17 protein-coding genes and 1 pseudogene are annotated in these 16,414 nt (G+C 73.3%); 7 read left to right on the forward strand and 11 right to left on the reverse strand.

What is annotated here, in order from left to right:
- The first annotated feature begins 52 nt into the window (after window positions 1-52).
- Window positions 53-1,021 carry an oxidoreductase gene (locus NRK68_RS30910; protein ID WP_257857395.1) on the forward strand — a complete coding sequence of 323 codons (969 nt, stop codon included), beginning with the start codon at window positions 53-55 and terminating at the stop codon, window positions 1,019-1,021.
- Window positions 1,022-1,045: 24 nt separating this feature from the next.
- On the opposite strand, the gene NRK68_RS30915 is transcribed toward NRK68_RS30910, so the two are convergent.
- Window positions 1,046-1,543 (reverse strand): metallophosphoesterase family protein, encoded by a 498-nt coding sequence (locus NRK68_RS30915; protein ID WP_183064468.1) that lies wholly within the window; start codon window positions 1,541-1,543, stop codon window positions 1,046-1,048.
- A gap of 417 nt (window positions 1,544-1,960) precedes the next feature.
- On the opposite strand from NRK68_RS30915, the gene NRK68_RS30920 reads away from it, so the two are divergent.
- Entirely contained in the window at window positions 1,961-2,365 is a 405-nt protein-coding gene (locus tag NRK68_RS30920) for a hypothetical protein (protein ID WP_183064469.1), read from the forward strand.
- 12 nt (window positions 2,366-2,377) lie between these two features.
- Here the strand turns inward: NRK68_RS30920 and NRK68_RS30925 are convergent, their stop codons facing one another.
- Window positions 2,378-3,769 (reverse strand): amidase, encoded by a 1,392-nt coding sequence (locus NRK68_RS30925; protein ID WP_183064470.1) that lies wholly within the window; start codon window positions 3,767-3,769, stop codon window positions 2,378-2,380.
- Complete coding sequence (locus NRK68_RS30930; RefSeq protein ID WP_183064471.1) at window positions 3,756-3,965, reverse strand: hypothetical protein; 210 nt, start codon at window positions 3,963-3,965, stop codon at window positions 3,756-3,758. The genes NRK68_RS30925 and NRK68_RS30930 overlap by 14 nt, the downstream gene beginning before the upstream one ends.
- Before the next feature lie 204 nt (window positions 3,966-4,169).
- Between NRK68_RS30930 and NRK68_RS30935 the strand changes: the two genes are divergently transcribed.
- The gene (locus NRK68_RS30935) at window positions 4,170-5,096 is read left to right on the forward strand and encodes an MBL fold metallo-hydrolase (protein WP_183064472.1); all 927 of its coding nucleotides are present in this window, start codon (window positions 4,170-4,172) and stop codon (window positions 5,094-5,096) included.
- 63 nt (window positions 5,097-5,159) lie between these two features.
- Here the strand turns inward: NRK68_RS30935 and NRK68_RS30940 are convergent, their stop codons facing one another.
- Complete coding sequence (locus tag NRK68_RS30940) at window positions 5,160-5,729, reverse strand: TetR/AcrR family transcriptional regulator (protein ID WP_183064473.1); 570 nt, start codon at window positions 5,727-5,729, stop codon at window positions 5,160-5,162.
- A 133-nt stretch (window positions 5,730-5,862) separates the two neighbouring features.
- Between NRK68_RS30940 and NRK68_RS30945 the strand changes: the two are divergent.
- Window positions 5,863-6,723, forward strand: a pseudogene (locus tag NRK68_RS30945) (MFS transporter); the annotation flags it as partial.
- 327 nt (window positions 6,724-7,050) lie between these two features.
- Here NRK68_RS30945 and NRK68_RS30950 read toward each other — a convergent pair.
- Complete coding sequence (locus NRK68_RS30950; RefSeq protein WP_257857396.1) at window positions 7,051-8,841, reverse strand: SpoIIE family protein phosphatase; 1,791 nt, start codon at window positions 8,839-8,841, stop codon at window positions 7,051-7,053.
- Between the two features lie 289 nt (window positions 8,842-9,130).
- Between NRK68_RS30950 and NRK68_RS30955 the strand changes: the two genes are divergently transcribed.
- On the forward strand, window positions 9,131-9,616 hold the full coding sequence (locus tag NRK68_RS30955) for an MSMEG_6728 family protein (RefSeq protein WP_183064475.1): 486 nt from the start codon (window positions 9,131-9,133) through the stop codon (window positions 9,614-9,616).
- Window positions 9,617-9,677: 61 nt separating this feature from the next.
- On the opposite strand, the gene NRK68_RS30960 is transcribed toward NRK68_RS30955, so the two are convergent.
- Window positions 9,678-9,938 (reverse strand): hypervirulence associated TUDOR domain-containing protein, encoded by a 261-nt coding sequence (locus NRK68_RS30960; protein ID WP_183064476.1) that lies wholly within the window; start codon window positions 9,936-9,938, stop codon window positions 9,678-9,680.
- Window positions 9,939-10,155: 217 nt separating this feature from the next.
- Here NRK68_RS30960 and NRK68_RS30965 point away from each other — a divergent pair, with 217 nt between their 5' ends.
- The gene (locus NRK68_RS30965) at window positions 10,156-11,346 is read left to right on the forward strand and encodes a spore photoproduct lyase family protein (protein WP_183064477.1); all 1,191 of its coding nucleotides are present in this window, start codon (window positions 10,156-10,158) and stop codon (window positions 11,344-11,346) included.
- 56 nt (window positions 11,347-11,402) lie between these two features.
- Here NRK68_RS30965 and NRK68_RS30970 read toward each other — a convergent pair whose 3' ends face one another.
- From NRK68_RS30970 to NRK68_RS30990, 5 genes are all read right to left on the reverse strand, one after another.
- Window positions 11,403-11,999: a hypothetical protein gene (locus tag NRK68_RS30970; protein ID WP_183064478.1), complete on the reverse strand. Its 597-nt coding sequence runs from the start codon at window positions 11,997-11,999 to the stop codon at window positions 11,403-11,405.
- Window positions 11,996-13,804 (reverse strand): alpha/beta hydrolase, encoded by a 1,809-nt coding sequence (locus NRK68_RS30975; protein ID WP_257857397.1) that lies wholly within the window; start codon window positions 13,802-13,804, stop codon window positions 11,996-11,998. Before NRK68_RS30975 ends, NRK68_RS30970 begins: the two co-directional genes overlap by 4 nt.
- Window positions 13,801-14,238, reverse strand: coding sequence for a hypothetical protein (locus tag NRK68_RS30980; protein ID WP_183064480.1), 438 nt, complete (start codon window positions 14,236-14,238; stop codon window positions 13,801-13,803). The genes NRK68_RS30975 and NRK68_RS30980 overlap by 4 nt, the downstream gene beginning before the upstream one ends.
- A gap of 157 nt (window positions 14,239-14,395) precedes the next feature.
- Window positions 14,396-14,725 (reverse strand): hypothetical protein, encoded by a 330-nt coding sequence (locus NRK68_RS30985; protein ID WP_183064481.1) that lies wholly within the window; start codon window positions 14,723-14,725, stop codon window positions 14,396-14,398.
- A gap of 163 nt (window positions 14,726-14,888) precedes the next feature.
- Window positions 14,889-15,677 (reverse strand): SDR family NAD(P)-dependent oxidoreductase, encoded by a 789-nt coding sequence (locus NRK68_RS30990; RefSeq protein ID WP_257857398.1) that lies wholly within the window; start codon window positions 15,675-15,677, stop codon window positions 14,889-14,891.
- 104 nt (window positions 15,678-15,781) lie between these two features.
- On the opposite strand from NRK68_RS30990, the gene NRK68_RS30995 reads away from it, so the two are divergent.
- Window positions 15,782-16,405 (forward strand): TetR/AcrR family transcriptional regulator, encoded by a 624-nt coding sequence (locus tag NRK68_RS30995; protein ID WP_257857399.1) that lies wholly within the window; start codon window positions 15,782-15,784, stop codon window positions 16,403-16,405.
- The last annotated feature ends 9 nt before the right edge of the window (window positions 16,406-16,414 follow it).

Here is a 16,414-nt window from a genome sequence, read left to right on the forward strand (position 1 = left end):
ACATGCCTTAATCGCTGGGCCGGCAGCCTACCCGGCACCGATCATCCCGTGCATGACCTCACAGACGAACACAGCGGCGGGCACCTGGAAGCTCGGCGACCGCACGGTCAACCGGATCGGTTTCGGCGCGATGCGCCTGCCCCAGAGCGGCGAGGCCCTCATCGGCGATGCCGTCCCGCGCGACCGCGGCCGGGCGATCGACGTACTGCGCCGCGCCGTGGACCTCGGCGTGAACCACATCGACACCGCGGCGTTCTACTTCTCCCCGCTGCGCTCCGCCAACGAGCTGATCAACCGCGCCCTGGCTCCGTACCCCGAGGACCTGGTGATCGCCACCAAGGTCGGGCCCGGCCGCGACCTCTCGGGTGAATGGCTGCCCCACGCCCGGCCCGAACAACTGCGCGGCCAGGTGGAGGAGAACCTCCGTCAGCTGGGCCGCGACCACCTCGACGTGGTGAACCTGCGGATCGTCGGCACCGATTCGATCGCCGAACGCTTCGGCGCGCTGGCGGAGCTCCGGGAGGCCGGCCTCGTCCGCCACCTGGGCCTGTCGAACGTCCGCCCCCACCACCTGGCCGAGGCCAGGGCCATCGCACCGGTGGTGTGCGTGCAGAACATGTACGGGATCGGCGTACAGCCCGAGCAGGACGAGTTCCTGCGGACGTGCGGCGAGCAGGGCGTCGCGTTCGTGCCGTTCTACTCGATCGCCGGCACCGGACGGCAGGCCGGGGCCGGCGGCGACGACAGCGCCGAGGTGCTGGAGGTCGCCCGGGCGCACGGGGCGAGCGCGGCGCAGGTCCGGCTGGCCTGGACGCTGCAGCGGGGACCGCACGTCCTGGCGATCCCGGGCACGGGCGACCCGGCGCACCTCGCCGCCAACGTGGCCGCCGGCTCCCTGCGGCTCTCGCCGGCCGACCTGGCCCTCCTGGACTCCGTGCACCACGCCCGCCCGAAGCCGGGCGGGCCCGGCCAGGGCCCTGGGAGCGCGGACCGGGGCAGCATCCGGAACGGCACCGAGTGACAGGCGGGGTGGGACCCGCCGGGGTCACACGGTCAGCCGGTGCAGGACGACATCGCTCAGGGCGCCGTCCGCGACGGTGAGGGTCAGCCAGGTGTGGTGGGGCTGACGCCTGCGGTCGGTGGGGGAGCCGGGGTTGAGCAGCCGCAGCCCGGTCGCGGCCGTGGAGTCCCAGGGGATGTGGCTGTGGCCGAAGACCAGGACGTCCGTGTCGGGGAAGCGGGCGGCGCAGCGCTTCTCACGTCCTGCGGCCGGTCCGGTCTCGTGGACGACCGCGAACCGCAGCCCGCCCAGTTCGGCGTGGGCGATCTCGGGCAGCCGGCGGCGCAGCGCGGGCCCGTCGTTGTTGCCGTACACGGCGATCAGCCGCCGCGCCCGCGCCTGGAGCAGGTCGAGGGTGGCCTCGTCGGTCCAGTCCCCGGCATGGATCACCACATCCGCCTCGCCGACGGCCCCCAACAGCTCCTCGGGCAGGCGTTCGGCCCGCGCGGGCACGTGCGTGTCGGAGGTCAGCAGCAGCCTCATGACCCCACCGTAGACGCGGCGCAGCACGCCTGTCCCGTGGCACGCCACCCTGCGTGGCGCAGGTGAATCCGGGCCGGGGCGTGAAGTGCGTCACGGGGGCGTGGAATGTGTCCCTCCTTGTCCGTTCTCCCGGATGAACTGCTCGGTCGGAGCGGTACGTTGCTCCTCCGAACCCGGATCGCCGTGATCCGTCCGTCAGGAGCGCAATGAGGGTGACCGTGTCCGTACGAGCCGTGCCGGCGACCGTCCTGGCAGCGGGCGCGCTCAGTGCCTGCGGCGCCGACGAGGAGGGGGCAACGGGGACACGGGTGAGGGCGGCCGGCGGGTGACCATGCGCGCGCCGGACCCGGCCGAGGCCGCTGCTGCCCCCGACCGGGTTCCGAAGGCACCCGGTGCTCCCGGCTCCAGGACACCGCGGTGAGCCGGGCCGGAAGCCGCCCCACCGACGGGAGCCGCCCGGTGGCGCCGATGCCGCACGCCTCCCGGCGGCTGCCCGTCGGCTGGGCCGTTGCCCTCGCCTTCGACTTCCTCGCCACGGTTCTGACGGCCCTCGTGCTGTGTGCCGTGGGGCTGCTGCTGCCCGGGATCACGGAGGACTACGGTCCCGCCGCCGGGCCCACGTCGCCCAGGGCCGTGGCCTTCTTCCTGGCCGCGCTCGGGCTGGTCGCGTCACTCGGCGGGACGGCGGTCCTCCGCTCGCGGGCCGGGACCGGGCGTTCGCGCGCCCTCGCCCTGTGGCTCTCGGCCGTCCGGCTCGGGCTGATCGTGCTCTCGGCCGCCGCCTTCGTCGTGTACGGCGTCGTCACCGTCGAGCTCGCCTGACACGAGCCCGGCCTACGCCGCGGGTGTCAGGCCGCGGGCGGTGCCGGTCCGTTCGTACGCGTGGCCCGCACGCAGCACCGCGGCCTCGCCGAACGGCCTCCCCATGAGCTGCATGCCGATCGGCAGGCCCTGCGGGTCCAGGCCGACGGGAACGGTCAGTGCCGGGACCCCCGTGACGTTGGCCGGGGCCGACAGCCGTACGTAGGCGTCGGAGACGCTTTCCACCGTGCCGTCGTGCCAGGTCACGGCGGTCTGACCGGCGGCCACGGCGGTGATGGGCACGGTGGGCGCGGCGATCACGTCGACCGTGTCCATCATGTCCAGCCACGCCTGCCGCAGGAGCGTGCGGGCGCGCTGCGCGCGCAGGTGGTCCCCGGCGGTCATCAGCTCCCCCGCCTCCAGCAGGACGCGTACGTCCGCCGAGTACAGCTCGGGCACGGCGCGCAGCGTCCGCTCGTGGTAGGCCGACGCCTCCGGCACCATCAGCCCCCAGTGGGTCGGCCGGATGTAACGCGTCATCGGGATCTCGACGTCGACCAGCCGCGCGCCGAGCTCCGCCAGCCGGGCGATCGCCCGCCGCACCGAGGCCTCGACGTCGGGGTGTACGTGGTCGAAGTAGTAGTTGCCCGGCACGCCGACCCGGAGTCCCGTCAGGTCCGTGCCGGGGCCCGGCCGGTGGTCGACCGGTGGAGCGGCCACCGAGGCCGGGTCGCGAGGGTCATGGCCGACCAGCGCCGCCAGGACCAGAGCGGCGTCCTCCACGGTCCGGGTGATGGGCCCGACGTGGTCGAGCGACCAGGACAGCGAGGTCACGCCGTGCCGGGGGACCAGTCCGTACGTGGGCTTCAGGCCGACCACGCCGTTCAGCGCGGCGGGCACCCGGATCGACCCCCCGGTGTCGGTGCCCAGCGCGAACGTGGCCGCCCGCGCGGCCACGGCCACGGCCGAACCACCACTGGAGCCGCCGGCGACCCGGCCGCGGTCCCAGGCGTTGGCGGTCTGAGGGGTGGTCAGCCCGTAGGCGAACTCGTGCGTGTGGGTCTTGCCGACGAACACCGCCCCGGCCGCGGAGAGCCGCGCGGCGACCGTGCTGTCGCCCGGCGCCCGGTGCCCCTCGCGTACCCGCGAGCTCGCCGAGGTGGCCGTCCCGGCCACGTCGATCAGATCCTTCAGGGCGGCCGGAATCCCGTGGAGGGGGCCCCTGGTCCCGGCGGCGGCGATCTCCTCCGCCGCGCGCCGTGCCGTGTGCCGCGCACGGTCCGCAGTCACCGAGACGTAGGCACCCAGGCGCGGCTGCACCTGCTCGATGCGCTCCAACACCGAGTCCACCAGCCCGACCGGCGACAAGCGACCGGTCCGTATCGCCTCGGAGGCGTCGGTCAGCGTCAGTTCATACGGCTGCATCGTGCTGCTCCCCTCCCGCGCGGTACGCGGCGGACGGCGGTGTGTCCCCGAAGTCCAGTTCCCGCAGGACGGATACGACGGAGTGGATGTGATCGGCGGTGGCTGCCACCGCCGTGTGGCGCTCCGGCGCCAGGGGGAGACCGGAGCGTGCGGCCCAGCGGGCCGCCTCGGAGGGGGTGAGTTCGTCGGTGGACATGGACGTCCTTCCTGAACGGGCCGAGAGGGAGGGGGAGAAGGGAAGGGGGAGGGGCAGAGGGGGCGCGGCGGTCGGGCGCCGACCCTCGCCCGCTAAAAGCTGACAGGTTGCGTTAGCTGACGGCAGGACCTAGCGTACCTAAAAGCAAACCAATCGCGTTTAGGTGGGCCCGCTTGCCCTCCGCCGACGAAGGAAGGCCTCCCCGTGCCCACAGCACCGCCCGCCGACGCCCCCTCCTGGGCGGTCGGTTCAGTCGTCGTCCGGCGCATAGACGAGATCCCCCTGCCGCCGCAGACCGGCCCGTGGCTGCTGCCGGCCGCCACTGCCGAGGTCGTCTCCGAACAGGACTGGCTGCGGCCCGACTTCGCGGACCGGGACGGCGTCCTGCGGCTGGACAGTCACAGCTTCGCGATGGTCGTGGACGGGCTGCGCGTCGTCGTCGACACCGGCATCGGCAACGGCAAGACGCGCGCCAACCCGGCGTGGCACGACCTGCGCACCGACTACCTCGAACGTCTCGCCCGCGCGGGATTCCCGCCGGAAGCGGTCGACCTGGTACTGCTGACCCACCTGCACACCGACCACGTCGGCTGGAACACGCGTGAAGTCGACGGCATGTGGGTCCCGACCTTCCCCCATGCCCGCTACCTCACGTCGAAGGCGGAGTACGACTTCTGGGCCGCCTACGCCATGGACGAGGCGCGCGCGGCCATGTTCCGCGACTCGGTGCACCCGGTCGAGGAGGCGGGACTGCTCGACGTGGTGGACGTGCCGGCCGGGGGTGTGACCGTGGCCGCGGGTCTGGAACTGGTACCGGCTCCGGGGCATACGCCCGGCCACATCGCCGTACGGGTGACCAGCGGCGGTGCCGCGGCCCTGATCACCGGGGACTGCGTCCACCACCCCGTACAGCTGGCGCATCCCGAGATCGGCAGCTGCGTCGACATCGACCCCGAGCGCGCCGAGGCGACCCGCCGCGCGCTGCTCGCCTCGCTCGCCGGTACGGACGCGCTCCTCCTCGGCACGCACTTCCCCCCGCCGACCGCCGGCCGCGTGGTCGCCGACGGGGACACATACCGCCTCGAACCCGTTCCCGGCCGAGCCGCGGCCCCCGCCTCCGCCGGAGTGTGAAGCGGCCCCGGCCCGGTCCCCGGCCCCGGCCCGGTCCCCCCGGCCCCGGCCGGGGACCGGCGGTCAGCGGGTTCCGGGGCCCTCCAGCAACTCCCGTACGAGCCGGTGCGCGTAGGGCGCGGTGAGGTCGCCGGGGCGGAAGAGGATCCGGTACATCATGGGCGCCACGACCCGGTCGAGGACCGTCTCGACGTCGGGAGCGTCCTCGCCGCGCTCCGCCGCCCGGGCGAGCATGACCTCGATCTGCTCCGCCGCGTACGCCGAGCAGCGCGCCGCGTTGTCGCCGTCGGGATGGCCGAGCAGGGCGTCGCGGATGTAGGTGCGGCCGACCGGGGAGGACATCTCCTCGATGAACTGCTCGGCCCAGCCGCGCAGGTCCGCCGACAGGTGGCCGCGGCTCGGCGGTGGCGTGTCCGGCCGCAGGTGCTCCACGGCGACGTCCGACAGGAGCTCCTGCAGGTCGCCCCAGCGCCGGTAGATGGTCGACGGGGTGACGCCCGCGCGGGTCGCCACCAGCGGCACCGTCAGCTCCGACCGGCCCACCTCCTCCTGGAGTTCGCGTACCGCGGTGTGGACCGCCTCCTGGACGCGGGCGCTGCGGCCGCCTGGGCGGACCATCGGTTTGCGGCTCATGCCAGCAGCTTAAAGCAAAGTTCTTGCTTCACGAGGGCCTGCACCCGCACCAAAAGCGAATGGTTTGCTTTAGTCGCGCGACGCGGGATACCGTACTTAAAGCTAAGTATTTGCTTTAAGTGAGGAGCTGTCGATGTCACCGTCGGGGAGACGCCTGCCGTTCGCCCTCCACACCTGCGTCCTGATCGCGCTGTTGGCCGCCTCCAGCGCACCCACCCCCCTCTACCCCGTCTACCAGGACCGATGGGGGCTGTCTGCCCTGACCGTGACGGTGGTCTTCAGCGCCTACGCCCTGGCCCTCCTGGCCGCGCTGCTCACCACCGGCGCCCTGTCCGGCCACCTCGGACGGCGCCCCGTCCTCCTCGGCGCGCTCGCCCTGGAAGCGGCCGCGATGGCGGCCCTCGCGACCGCCGACGGCGCGGACGCCCTCATCGCGGCCCGCGTACTGCAAGGACTCGCGACCGGCGCCGCGACCGGCGCGGCCGGCGCCGCCCTCGTCGACCTCGACCCACCGGGACGCACCGCCCGCTCCGCCCTCACCAACAGCATCGCGCCCGCGGCCGGCATGGCGGCCGGAGTCCTGGCGGCCACCCTGCTCGTCCACCACGTCCCCGGACCGACCGTCACCGTGTACCTCACCTTGATGGTCGTCTTCCTCCTGGAGGCCGCAGCCGTCGCCCTCTCGCCCGAGACGACCCGCCCCCACCCCGGAGCGTGGCGCTCGCTGCGCCCGCGCGCCGCCGTCTCCCCGCCCGCCCGCCGGGCCTTCCTCATCAGCGGTGGAGGCGTCGTCGCGGTCTGGGCGCTCGGCGGCTTCTATTCCTCCCTCGGCCCGGCTTTCGTCCACCTCGTGGCTCCGGAAGCCCCGCAGGCGGCGGGCGGCACGGTCTTCTTCACCCTGAGCCTGTCGGCGGCCGTGACGGTCTGGATCACACGCGCCCTGCGCCCCCTCACCGCCACCCTCCTCGGCTGCGCCGCCGTCCCCGCGGCCGTGGCACTGTCCCTGACCGGCCTGCACCTGGTCAGCCTGCCCGCGGTGTTCGCCGCGGCCCTGCTGGCCGGTGCCGCCTTCGGCGCCGTCACGCGGGGATCGCTCAGCATGGTGCTGGCCCCCGTCCCGCAGCCGGACCGGAGCACGACCCTGGCCGCCTACCACGTGCTCTCGTACGTGGCGATGAGCCTGCCGGCGGTGGGCGCGGGCGTCCTCACGCAGCTGTACGGCCTGCGCGTCGCCGCCCATCTCTACGCCGCCCTCGTCGCCCTGCTCGCGGCGACCGCACTGCTTCCGCTCGCCGCGGCCGCGGCCCGGCCCCGCCGGGGGTCAGCGGGTGGCGACACGCACCGCGAACAGGACCGCGTCGTCCAGTGCCTCCTGCGGCCCGACGGCGTCCAGGAGAGCCCGGAGCAACACGTCCAGCGGAACATCCGGGGGAGCGGCGGCGAGTCGGCGGGCGAGCCGGTCGACGTTGTCCCCGATGTCCTCACCCCGCTCCTCCACCGACCCGTCCGTGTACAGCAGTAGGGTGCTGCCCGGCGGTAGGGAACGGCTGTCGGTGGTACGGGGCCCCGGCGGCAGGGAGTGGTGCAGTAGTACGTCGTGGCGGTCGAGGCTCTCCACCGTGCCGTCGGCGGTGACCAGGAGGGGGGCCGGATGGCCCGCGTTGGTCCACCGCAGGTGCCAGTGGCCGTCGGCCTGCGGAGTGAGGTGGGCGTGCACAGCGGTGCCGCTGGCCGGCAGGTCCAGCCGGCGGCAGGCCCGTTCGAGCGCGCCGAGGGCACGCTCCGGACCATCGCCCGGATGGTCCTGGTCGGCCTGGCGCAGCATGCTGCGTACCTGGCCCATGAGGGCCGCCGCCCGGATGTCGTGTCCGGTGATGTCCCCGACGGTGAGCGCGAGCGCGCCCGTGCCGGGCGGGCCCGCGGCCGTGCCCGGTGCCTTCGGCAGGGGGTAGGCGTCGTACCAGTCGCCGCCGACCATGTCGTCCTGCGCGGCCGGCCGGTACAGGGCGGACAGCTCCAGACCGGGTACGTCGGGGAGGTCGGTGAGCATGGCCAGCTGAAGCCGGCGGGCGACGGTGATGCGCTCGTCGAGGTGGAGGGCCCGCTCGACGGCCTGGGCGGTGTAGCCGGCCAGCGTGGTCAGTACCGCACGTTCGTCCACGCCGATGCCGTACGCGGCGTCCCACCCCAGGACCAGGGCCCCGAGGATGCCGTGCGTACCGCGCAGGGGCAGACAGGCGGCGGTGACGAGGCCAAGGGAGGCGAACGCCGGCGTGGCCGGGGGGCGGGCCACGGCATCGGCGCCGCCCTCCTCCGACGGCCCGTCGACCACGATCATCCGGTTCTCGCGCACCGCTCGCGCGACCGGCCAGTCCGAAGCGAGGGCGAAGGGCTCGGTGCCCCCGCTCCCGGGCGGTTCGCCGTCGAGCGGACTCACGACGGGGTGGAGCATCCCGTGCCGCACCAGAACCAGGTCGATGCAGGCCGGCTTGAGGTCCCCGCTGACCAGGTCCCCGACCCGCTGGCGGACGTCGTCCAGGCCGCTGGTGTCGGCGAGGTCCTCGGACGCCCGCAGGAGCAGTTCGGAGCGGTTGAGCAGCGCGTGCACCCGGACCGCCTCGCCCTCCGCCGCATGCGCCGCGCCCTCCGCAGCCTGGGCCGCGTCCTCCGCAGCCTGGGCCGCGTCCTCGGCCGCCTGCGCCGCGTCCTCCGCGGCCTCGCGCGCCTGGCGGACCGTCGCGGAGCGCATCCGCATCCGCATCTGCGCACTGCACGCCGCGGCGAGGTCCGACAGGTCCCGCAGGTCGTCCTCCCCCCACGCCCGGAGATCGTGGTCCGTGACCGCGAGGACCCCCAGCAACTCGCCGGAGCCGCCCACCAGGGGGACCCCGGCGAAGGCGAAGGCCCCGCTCTCGTCCGCGGCATGCTGCAGGAACCGGGGCCGTCCCTCCTCCGCGACCCGCCGACAGCAGGCCACTACGGCCGGATCGGGGCTCGTCCCGATCGGCCAGCACTCCGACACCGCCCCCGCGGTCTCACCAGCCGGCTTCACCCACACGAGCCCCAGCGGGGCCGCCAGCAGACGCGTGGCGAGCCGGGCGAATCGATTCAACCCGCTTCCTCTCCTGCCGGGGTCCACCGGGCCGAACCCGCACGTGCGATGCCTCCCATGCTAGGCCGAGGCCCCCGCCCCCGCCCCTGCCCCGCCCCCGCCCACCCTGGGCATCCCGGCGGGCTGCCGGGAGAGCGACTCGCCGATGACGTCCTGCGGTACCTGCGCTCCGGGGCCGACGCGGGCATGGTGGTACCGGACGCGGTCGACACCGAGGTCAGGAGCGTCCGGGTGGTCCGCGAGAGGTGAGACCCGACCCGCGAAGGCGATGAGACGACGAGGAGGCTCCGTGCAGACGTTCCTTCCCTTCCCGTCGTTCCAGGACTCGGCCGCGGTGCTCGATGCCCGGCGGCTCGGCAAACAGCGGGTCGAGGCCCTCCAGGTGCTGCGCGGGCTGATCGTCCCGGGCTACGGCTGGCGCAGGCATCCGGCCGTACGCATGTGGGCGGGCTACGAGGAGGCCCTCGTACGGTACGGACTGGACGTCTGCCGGAACTGGACGGCCGAGGGACGCGCCGACACCTGCGCCGCCACCCTGGTCCAGGACTTCCGGGCATGGCTGCCCGGTGGTGGCGAGCCGAGGACGCAGCCGCAGCTGGCGGCCGACGGCGACCTCCCGCCGTGGCTCGGCGCCGTCGACTTCCACCGCAGCCACCAGTCCGCCCTGGTGCGCAAGGACCCCGACTTCTACCGCCCGCACTTCCCCGAGGTCGCGGACGACCTGCCGTACGTCTGGCCCGCCTCCGACCGCGACACCGCGCCCCGCCCACCGTGACCGTCGACCACCGCCGGGGCGGGCGGTCATCGCCGCCCGGGCCTCCCCGAGGGACCGGGCGTCAGCCGGAACCGCGCTTCCTCCGCAGGGCGCCCGGCTTGTGCACGGCCGACCTGCCGGACGCCTCGCTCTCCACCTCGTACTGCGGCTCCTCGGGCGAGGCGTCGACGCTGCGGCCCGCGGCCCGCGTGCGCTCCGTGATCTTCTTCTTCACCCTGCCCTCCACCGTGTGACCGTGGCTCTTCCACGAGACCTCGTCCCCCCGGCTCAGGTCATCGCCGCCCTTGCCGTCCGTGCGGTCCTTGCCGTGCTTGCCGTCCATGGCCCTCCTCCCTTCGGGTCGGGCCGGCTGCCGTCCGGCGGCACGGCCTCGTCCCAGCCTCGGGCAGCCGTACAGCTCGCGCACCTCCTGGACACGTCCCCTGCGACCGGCGGGGCCGTCGGCCGCTCGCCTACAGTGGAAGGTCCATCTCCCGCGGGCTCACCGCCGGGGGACCGCGGCCCACGGGCCCGGAGTCGAGATCCCGCAGGAGACCACCATGCGAGCCCAGCCGCCCGCGGGCCGACCGGGCGACGGAGCGGACGCCCTGTTCGGTCCGGAGGACCTGGACACGGGGCCGGCGTCCCGGCCGTACGAGGGCGCCGGCCCGATGTTCCGGGACTCCCCGGAGGCGCGCCGGATGCTGTCCGTACGGACGGTCTTCGCCGAGCCGGCAGCGGCGGCCTCCCCGCGCGGCCGGCAGGTCCTCGCCCGGTACCCCGACGCCGAGATCGTCCCCGTCGACTCGCACTGGCGGATCCCGGACCTCCACGGCAACGAGGGGAACGTCGACCGCTGGGTCCGGATCAAGACCGAGACCCTGGTGCTGGGGGAGAAGAAGACGCTCACCACCCGGCCCAACGGCCGCTCCGCGGACTGGATCGCCCCGGGCCCCGCCAACGGCTGTGCCATGGCCTGCGCCTACTGCTACGTCCCGCGCCGCAAGGGATACGCCAACCCGGTCACCGTCTTCACCAACATCGAGCGCGCCGTCGCCCACCTCTCCCGGCACATCGCGCGCCTCGGCCCCAAGCCCGAGCCCAACCAGTGCGATCCGGCCGCCTGGGTCTACGACATCGGCGAGAACAGCGACTGCTCCGTCGATGCCCTGATCAGTGACAACGTGGCCGACCTGGTGGACGCCTTCGCGAAGTGGCCCACCGCCAAGGCGTCCTTCGCCACCAAGTTCGTCAACCCCGACCTGCTCCTGCTCCGGCCCCGCGGCCGTACCCGCGTGCGGTTCTCGCTGATGCCGCAGAGCGACTCCAGGCTGCTCGACATCCGCACCAGCCCGGTGGCGAGCCGTATCGCCGCGGCCGCGGACTTCCTGGACGCGGGCTACGAGGTGCACTTCAACCTCTCACCGGTCGTCCTGCGCCCGGGCTGGGAGGGCGACTGGTCCCTCCTGCTGCGGCACATGGACGACGTGCTGCCCGCCCGGGTGAAGCGGCAGGCGGCAGCCGAGGTGATCATGCTGACGCACAACCAGGACCTGCACGAGCTCAATCTGGGCTGGCACCCGCGTGCCGAGGACGTCCTGTGGCGGCCGGGTCTCCAGCAGCCGAAGCGCTCGGAGAACGGCAGTTGGAACGTCCGCTACCGGCACGACGTGAAGGCCGGAGCTGTCGCGACGATGCGCGAACTCGTCGCCGCCCACGCGCCCTGGCTGCGGATCAGGTACGCCTTCTGACCAGACTCCGGAACACCAGTCCCGTTTCGTTCCGTTCCATACCGTTCCGGCGGCGGTCAGGGCGAGGGCGTGGTGCCCGGCACCGGGGTCTCGGCGGACCAGAATTCGGAGCGGACGTTGGGGGTGGGGACGGCGGCTTCGCCCTCGTACGTGGCGCCGTTCCCCACCTTCGTCGGCGCGGCCACCTTCGAGTTCTTCACGCAGGGGCTGGTGACCTCGAAGAAGGCCTGGCCCTGGTGGCCGAAGAGCACGCTGATGCCGAAGCCGTCCGGAGACGTGGCGTAGATCGCCGGCATGTCCTTGCTCGGGTTCACCGTCTTGATCTTGTAGCCGCTCGCCTTCCAGAACCCCTCGACCACACCGAGGAAGTTGCCGCGGCGCTGCGGGGAGACGATCGTCATCACCGTCCAGTAGCGCGTCACGTCGCAACTGCCGGTCGTCGTGGTGTCGTGGACCCACTCGATCTCCGGCTTGATCGCCGCGACCGTCGCGTAGAGCATCGCGTCGGCGCGCTCCGCCGCTCCCTGCATGTCCATGGCTGCCACAGTCCCTCGTTCGTCCTTGGTGCCGCCGGTCGGCCCGCACCCGGCGAGCAGTGCGCCGGCCACGGCCATCGCACCGGCCAGGCGAATGGTCCGCGTGATGCGCTTCATCGATGCTTCTCCCTCACGATGTTCTCAGGGTGGCCGGCGACGATGTTGGCGATGTTGTCCGCCGACACCTGGTCCTTCTCCGGGGTGAAGTACTGGGAGTGGGCGTCGAACCCCCCGCCGTCCATGACCATCCTCGGCCCGTCGTCGACCAGGAAGCGCTGTGCGCCGAAGGCCTTGCTCGCCGGGTCCTTGCCGAAGTACACGTCGTCGTTGTCGATGTCGAAGAGGTCACGTCCGACCGCGACCCCCAGCGGGCCACCGGTCAGCCAGCCGAGCGCCGCCTCGTCCTTCGAGGGCAGGTGCGTGACCGGGTCGTTGTCGGCGGCGCCGACGAACACGTGCTCCTTGCCGACGCCGAGGTCGGTCGCCTTCTGTGCGTCCACGCCGGGGCTGCCGAGCAGGATCACGTCGTCGACGCCGGGGATCCCGCCGGACTGCTTCGCCGCCGTGCCCACGGTGAGCGAGCCGTAGGAGTGCCCGATCGCCGTGACATGCGGGTCCGCGTTCTGGTTCGTCGCCGAGAGGCCCGCCATGAACTGGTTGTACGCCGGGGCGCCCCGCTGCGCGTCGCCCCGCGACATCACGTCCACGTTCTGCGGGGCGTCGTAGCCCAGCCAGATGATCGAGGCGCTGGACGGGTCCACGCGCTGGGCGCCCTTGGCCGTGTCCTGGGCCCGCTTCATCGTGTCCGTGACGAACTCGTCGTTCAGCCTGGTCGAGAGACCGGGGACGTACGCGGAGACGTTCCTGGAGGTGTCGGGGTTGCCGTACGAGACGATCGCCCGCCCGTTGCCCTCGTCGCCGATGCCCAGGAGGAACATGGGCGGACGGCTCGGTTCACCCAGCTTCTCCTGGATCATCCGGAGGGCGTTGAGCTTCGTCTCCGCGTCGTCGCCGCCCCGGCGCCCCAGGTCGTCGATGAGGACCGGCAGGTAGTTGCGGTTCGCCTCGTCGCGGGCCACCGCCGGGATGCCGTCCAGGCTGCCGACCAGGTCCGGCGCGATCTCCAGGTACTCCTGGCGCTGTTCGTCGGTCAGGCCGTCCCACCACTTCTTGCGCTCGGCCGGGCTCTTGTCCTCCGGGACGTTCTCGCCGAGGTACATGCCGGCGGTGGAGCGGACGTCGGAGGTGTCCCGGGCGACGTCCTTCAGCGTGGCCGCGGTGACGTCCAGGCCCTTCTCCGCCTTCAGGCCGGTGAGGGTCTTCGCGTACCGGGCGTCGATCTCGCCCGCGGACCGCACGGCCCGGGCGACACGGTCGGCCACGTCCTGCGCCTTCGCCGCGTTCGGGTTCAGCGGCTTGAAGCCCGAGTAGCCGGGGTACAGGGACGACTGGCCCGGCTGGCCGAGGCCCGGCGGTTCCAGCGGGAGGCGTGAGCTGCCCTGGACCTTGCTGCCCGGCGCCTCCTTCTTCGCGCCGGTCAGGTCCTCGACCTCGGCGGCGGGGTAGCTGACGGACCCGTCGTCGTGGACGGTGAAGTTCAGGGCGGCGGCGTCCGCGAGGGCCTGCTTCAACTGGTTCTGCGGCTCGACGAGATCGCTCGCGAGCCCGTTGAGCGCCGTACGGACCAGCCCGCACTCGCTGTGCAGGTACTGGAAGTTGCGGCTGAGGCGCTGGAGTCTGCCGAGGGCCGCCTCCGCCGACTCGCTCTGCTGGGTCTCACGGAGCTTCGCGGACATCGCGCGGTCGACCCGTACCCGGTCGGAGTCCGCACGGTCCGAGACCTCGTGCCACTTGTCGCCCGCCTCCGTGAACTCGGAGGTCTTGAGGTCGCGCAGCTGCTTCCAGGTGAGGGTTCCGGTCATCGCTTCTCGTCCGCCTTGGATCCGCCGTCGACGCCCTTGAAGGACGCGTCGACCGCGGCATCCGTCTCGCCCATCTCCTTGGCGACCTTCAGCAGGGTGCCCTTGAGCTGCTCGCACTCGTCCCGCACCGACCGCAGACGCTCCTCCCAGGAGGTCAGGACGCTCTCCAGCGCCGCGACGGAGCTGAGGCCGGCGGCTCCCGCCTTGACGCCCTCGTGGCCGGGGCCCAGCGCGGCCCGGCTCGTCTCCGTGGTGGTGCGCAGGTCGCCGGCGGTACCGGAGGCGCTGGTCCAAGGGCCCTTGGTGTGCTGGAGGTTGCCGGTCCCGCCCCCGCCCCCGCCCGTCCCGGGGTCGGGGGCCGTCGAGGCGAGCCTCATCACGGGCCCGTCGTCGGCCGGTCCGAACAGCTCCTGCCAGCGCTCCGAATAGGACACGGCTCCCCCGTCTGCATCTGTGTTCCGTTTCCGCGCCCGCAGAGACTAACGCAGGTCGCGCACGTGTGTGCGATCGGGAACGGAGCGCGCGCACACGGCGCGTACCAGGCGTGTACAAGGGGGTGGATGACGGCGGAAAGCGGTCAGTGGTCGGCGGTCAGTGGTCGTGGCGTGCGCCGTGTTCCAGTGACCGGGGGCGGGCCGTGCCGGCCTCCTGGCCGAAGAGGGGCAGGGGGACCTCTTCACCGGGCCCGGTCGCCGTGAGGGGAATGCCGAGGCTCTGACACATCCGCCGGGCCCGGGCCAGCGCGCTGAAGGTCATGGGGGAGGGGGAACGGCTCGGCAGCTCGACGGTGACCTGTGCGGGGCGGTGCGCATGGACGAGGGATTCGATCTGCAGGGCGGCCGCGGCCCGGTCGGTGACGTGCAGTTCGTGCAGGATCCTCACGTGCAGCGTGCCGTCGGCGAGGTGGTGACTGATGACCATGCCGGGCCTCCCCGCGGCCGCCGGGATCCGGGCGCCCCGCCGTCGGGGGCCCGGATCCCAGTGTGCGGCAGCCGGCCCGCCCGGACGAGTCGGACGCCCCGGACGCCCCGGACGCCCCGGCCGCCTCGGGGCGACCGGTGAGCGGCGCGCCCCGGCCGGCACGTCACGCCTTGAGGGCCCGCCCCGCGACCGTCAGGGCGAGACGGCGGGGGGCCAGCGTGGACGCCGTGGCCGAGAGCCGGTTGCCGAGGCCGACGACGATGCTGGGGGGCGTCCTGTCGCGCTCCAGAGCCCGCCGGGTCGCCGTGACGACCTGCTCCGGGGTGGCCATCCGGCCGACGGCGGCGTCCCGGCTGCCCACGACGTCGAAGAACTCCGTACGGACCGGGCCGGGCGAGACGGCGAGCACTTTCAGCGAGGAGGCGCGCGTCTCGTACGCGACGGCCTCGGTGAAGTTCAGGACGAAGGCCTTGGTGGCCCCGTAGACCGCCATCGCCGGGGTCGGCTGGTAGGCGGCGGCGCTCGCGACGGTGACGAGGGCGCCCAGGCCGCCGGCCGTCAGGTCCGGCAGGAACTGCCTGGTCAGCTCCGTCAGCGCCGTCACGTTGAGCTGGATCATCTCGCTGATCCGGGTGGGGTCCTGGTCCGCGAAGGGGCCGTGACTGCCGAAGCCGGCGTTGTTGATCAGGGTGTGCACGGTGAGCCCGAGTCCGTCGAGCTCCGCGTGCAGCGCGGCCGCGGCACCCGGCCGGGCGAGGTCGGCGGCGACCACGTGGGCCTGCACCCCGTAGCGGCGCCGGAGGTCGGCCGCCACCTCCTCCAGCCGCTCGACGCGGCGAGCGACGAGGACGACGTCGGCCCCGCGCTCCGCCCACTGCCGGGCGAACTCGACGCCGAGTCCGGCGCTCGCCCCGGTGATCAGGGCTGTGGTTCCGCGGTATGTCAGAGACATGGTCGGCGCTCCGTTCCGGTGTTCCGGCCGAGATGGACGATAATGCAAATGTAGGCAGAGTAAACATTGTTGTCAATGACAACATCGAGCGAGGGGAGGCCGTCTTGGCCGACGCCGATTCGCCCTACCACCACGGCAACCTCCGAGAGGCCCTGCTGGCGCGCGCGGAAGCCGTCCTCGCGACGGCGGGGGCGGACAGCCTGTCCCTCCGCGCCCTCGCGCGGGACCTCGGCGTCAGTCACGCGGCGCCGGGCCGCCATTTCCGCGACCGGCAGGCGCTGCTCGACGCGCTCGCCGTGGGCGGCTTCACCCGCCTCAACGAGGGCCTGCGGGCCGCCGTCGAGGAGCCCGGCCCCGTCACCGTCCGGCTCGCCGGCATGGGGCGGGCCTACATCGACTTCGCCGTGGCGAACGCCCCGCTGCTCAGCCTGATGTTCACGGTCAAGCACGCCGACGACTCCAGCGCCGAACTGCGCGAACTCGGCCACCAGAGCCTGCGGATCGCCGCCGGGCTCATCGCCCTGGCCCAACAGGAGGGCGTCGTGCGGGCGGGCGAGCCGGACCGCCTCGCCCAGGTCGCCTTCTCCACCGTGCACGGCCTCGCGGCCCTCGCCGTCGGCTCCCTGCTGGAGGACACCCCGCTGGCCGAGGCGACCGACCTCGCCCTCGACGTCCTGCTCACCGGCCTCGCCGCCCCTCGCGGTGACGCGGCGCGCCCGGGCGCCTGACCGCACGAC

The sequence above is a fragment of the Streptomyces yangpuensis genome, assembly GCF_024666385.1.
GTDB classification, from domain to species: domain Bacteria; phylum Actinomycetota; class Actinomycetes; order Streptomycetales; family Streptomycetaceae; genus Streptomyces; species Streptomyces yangpuensis.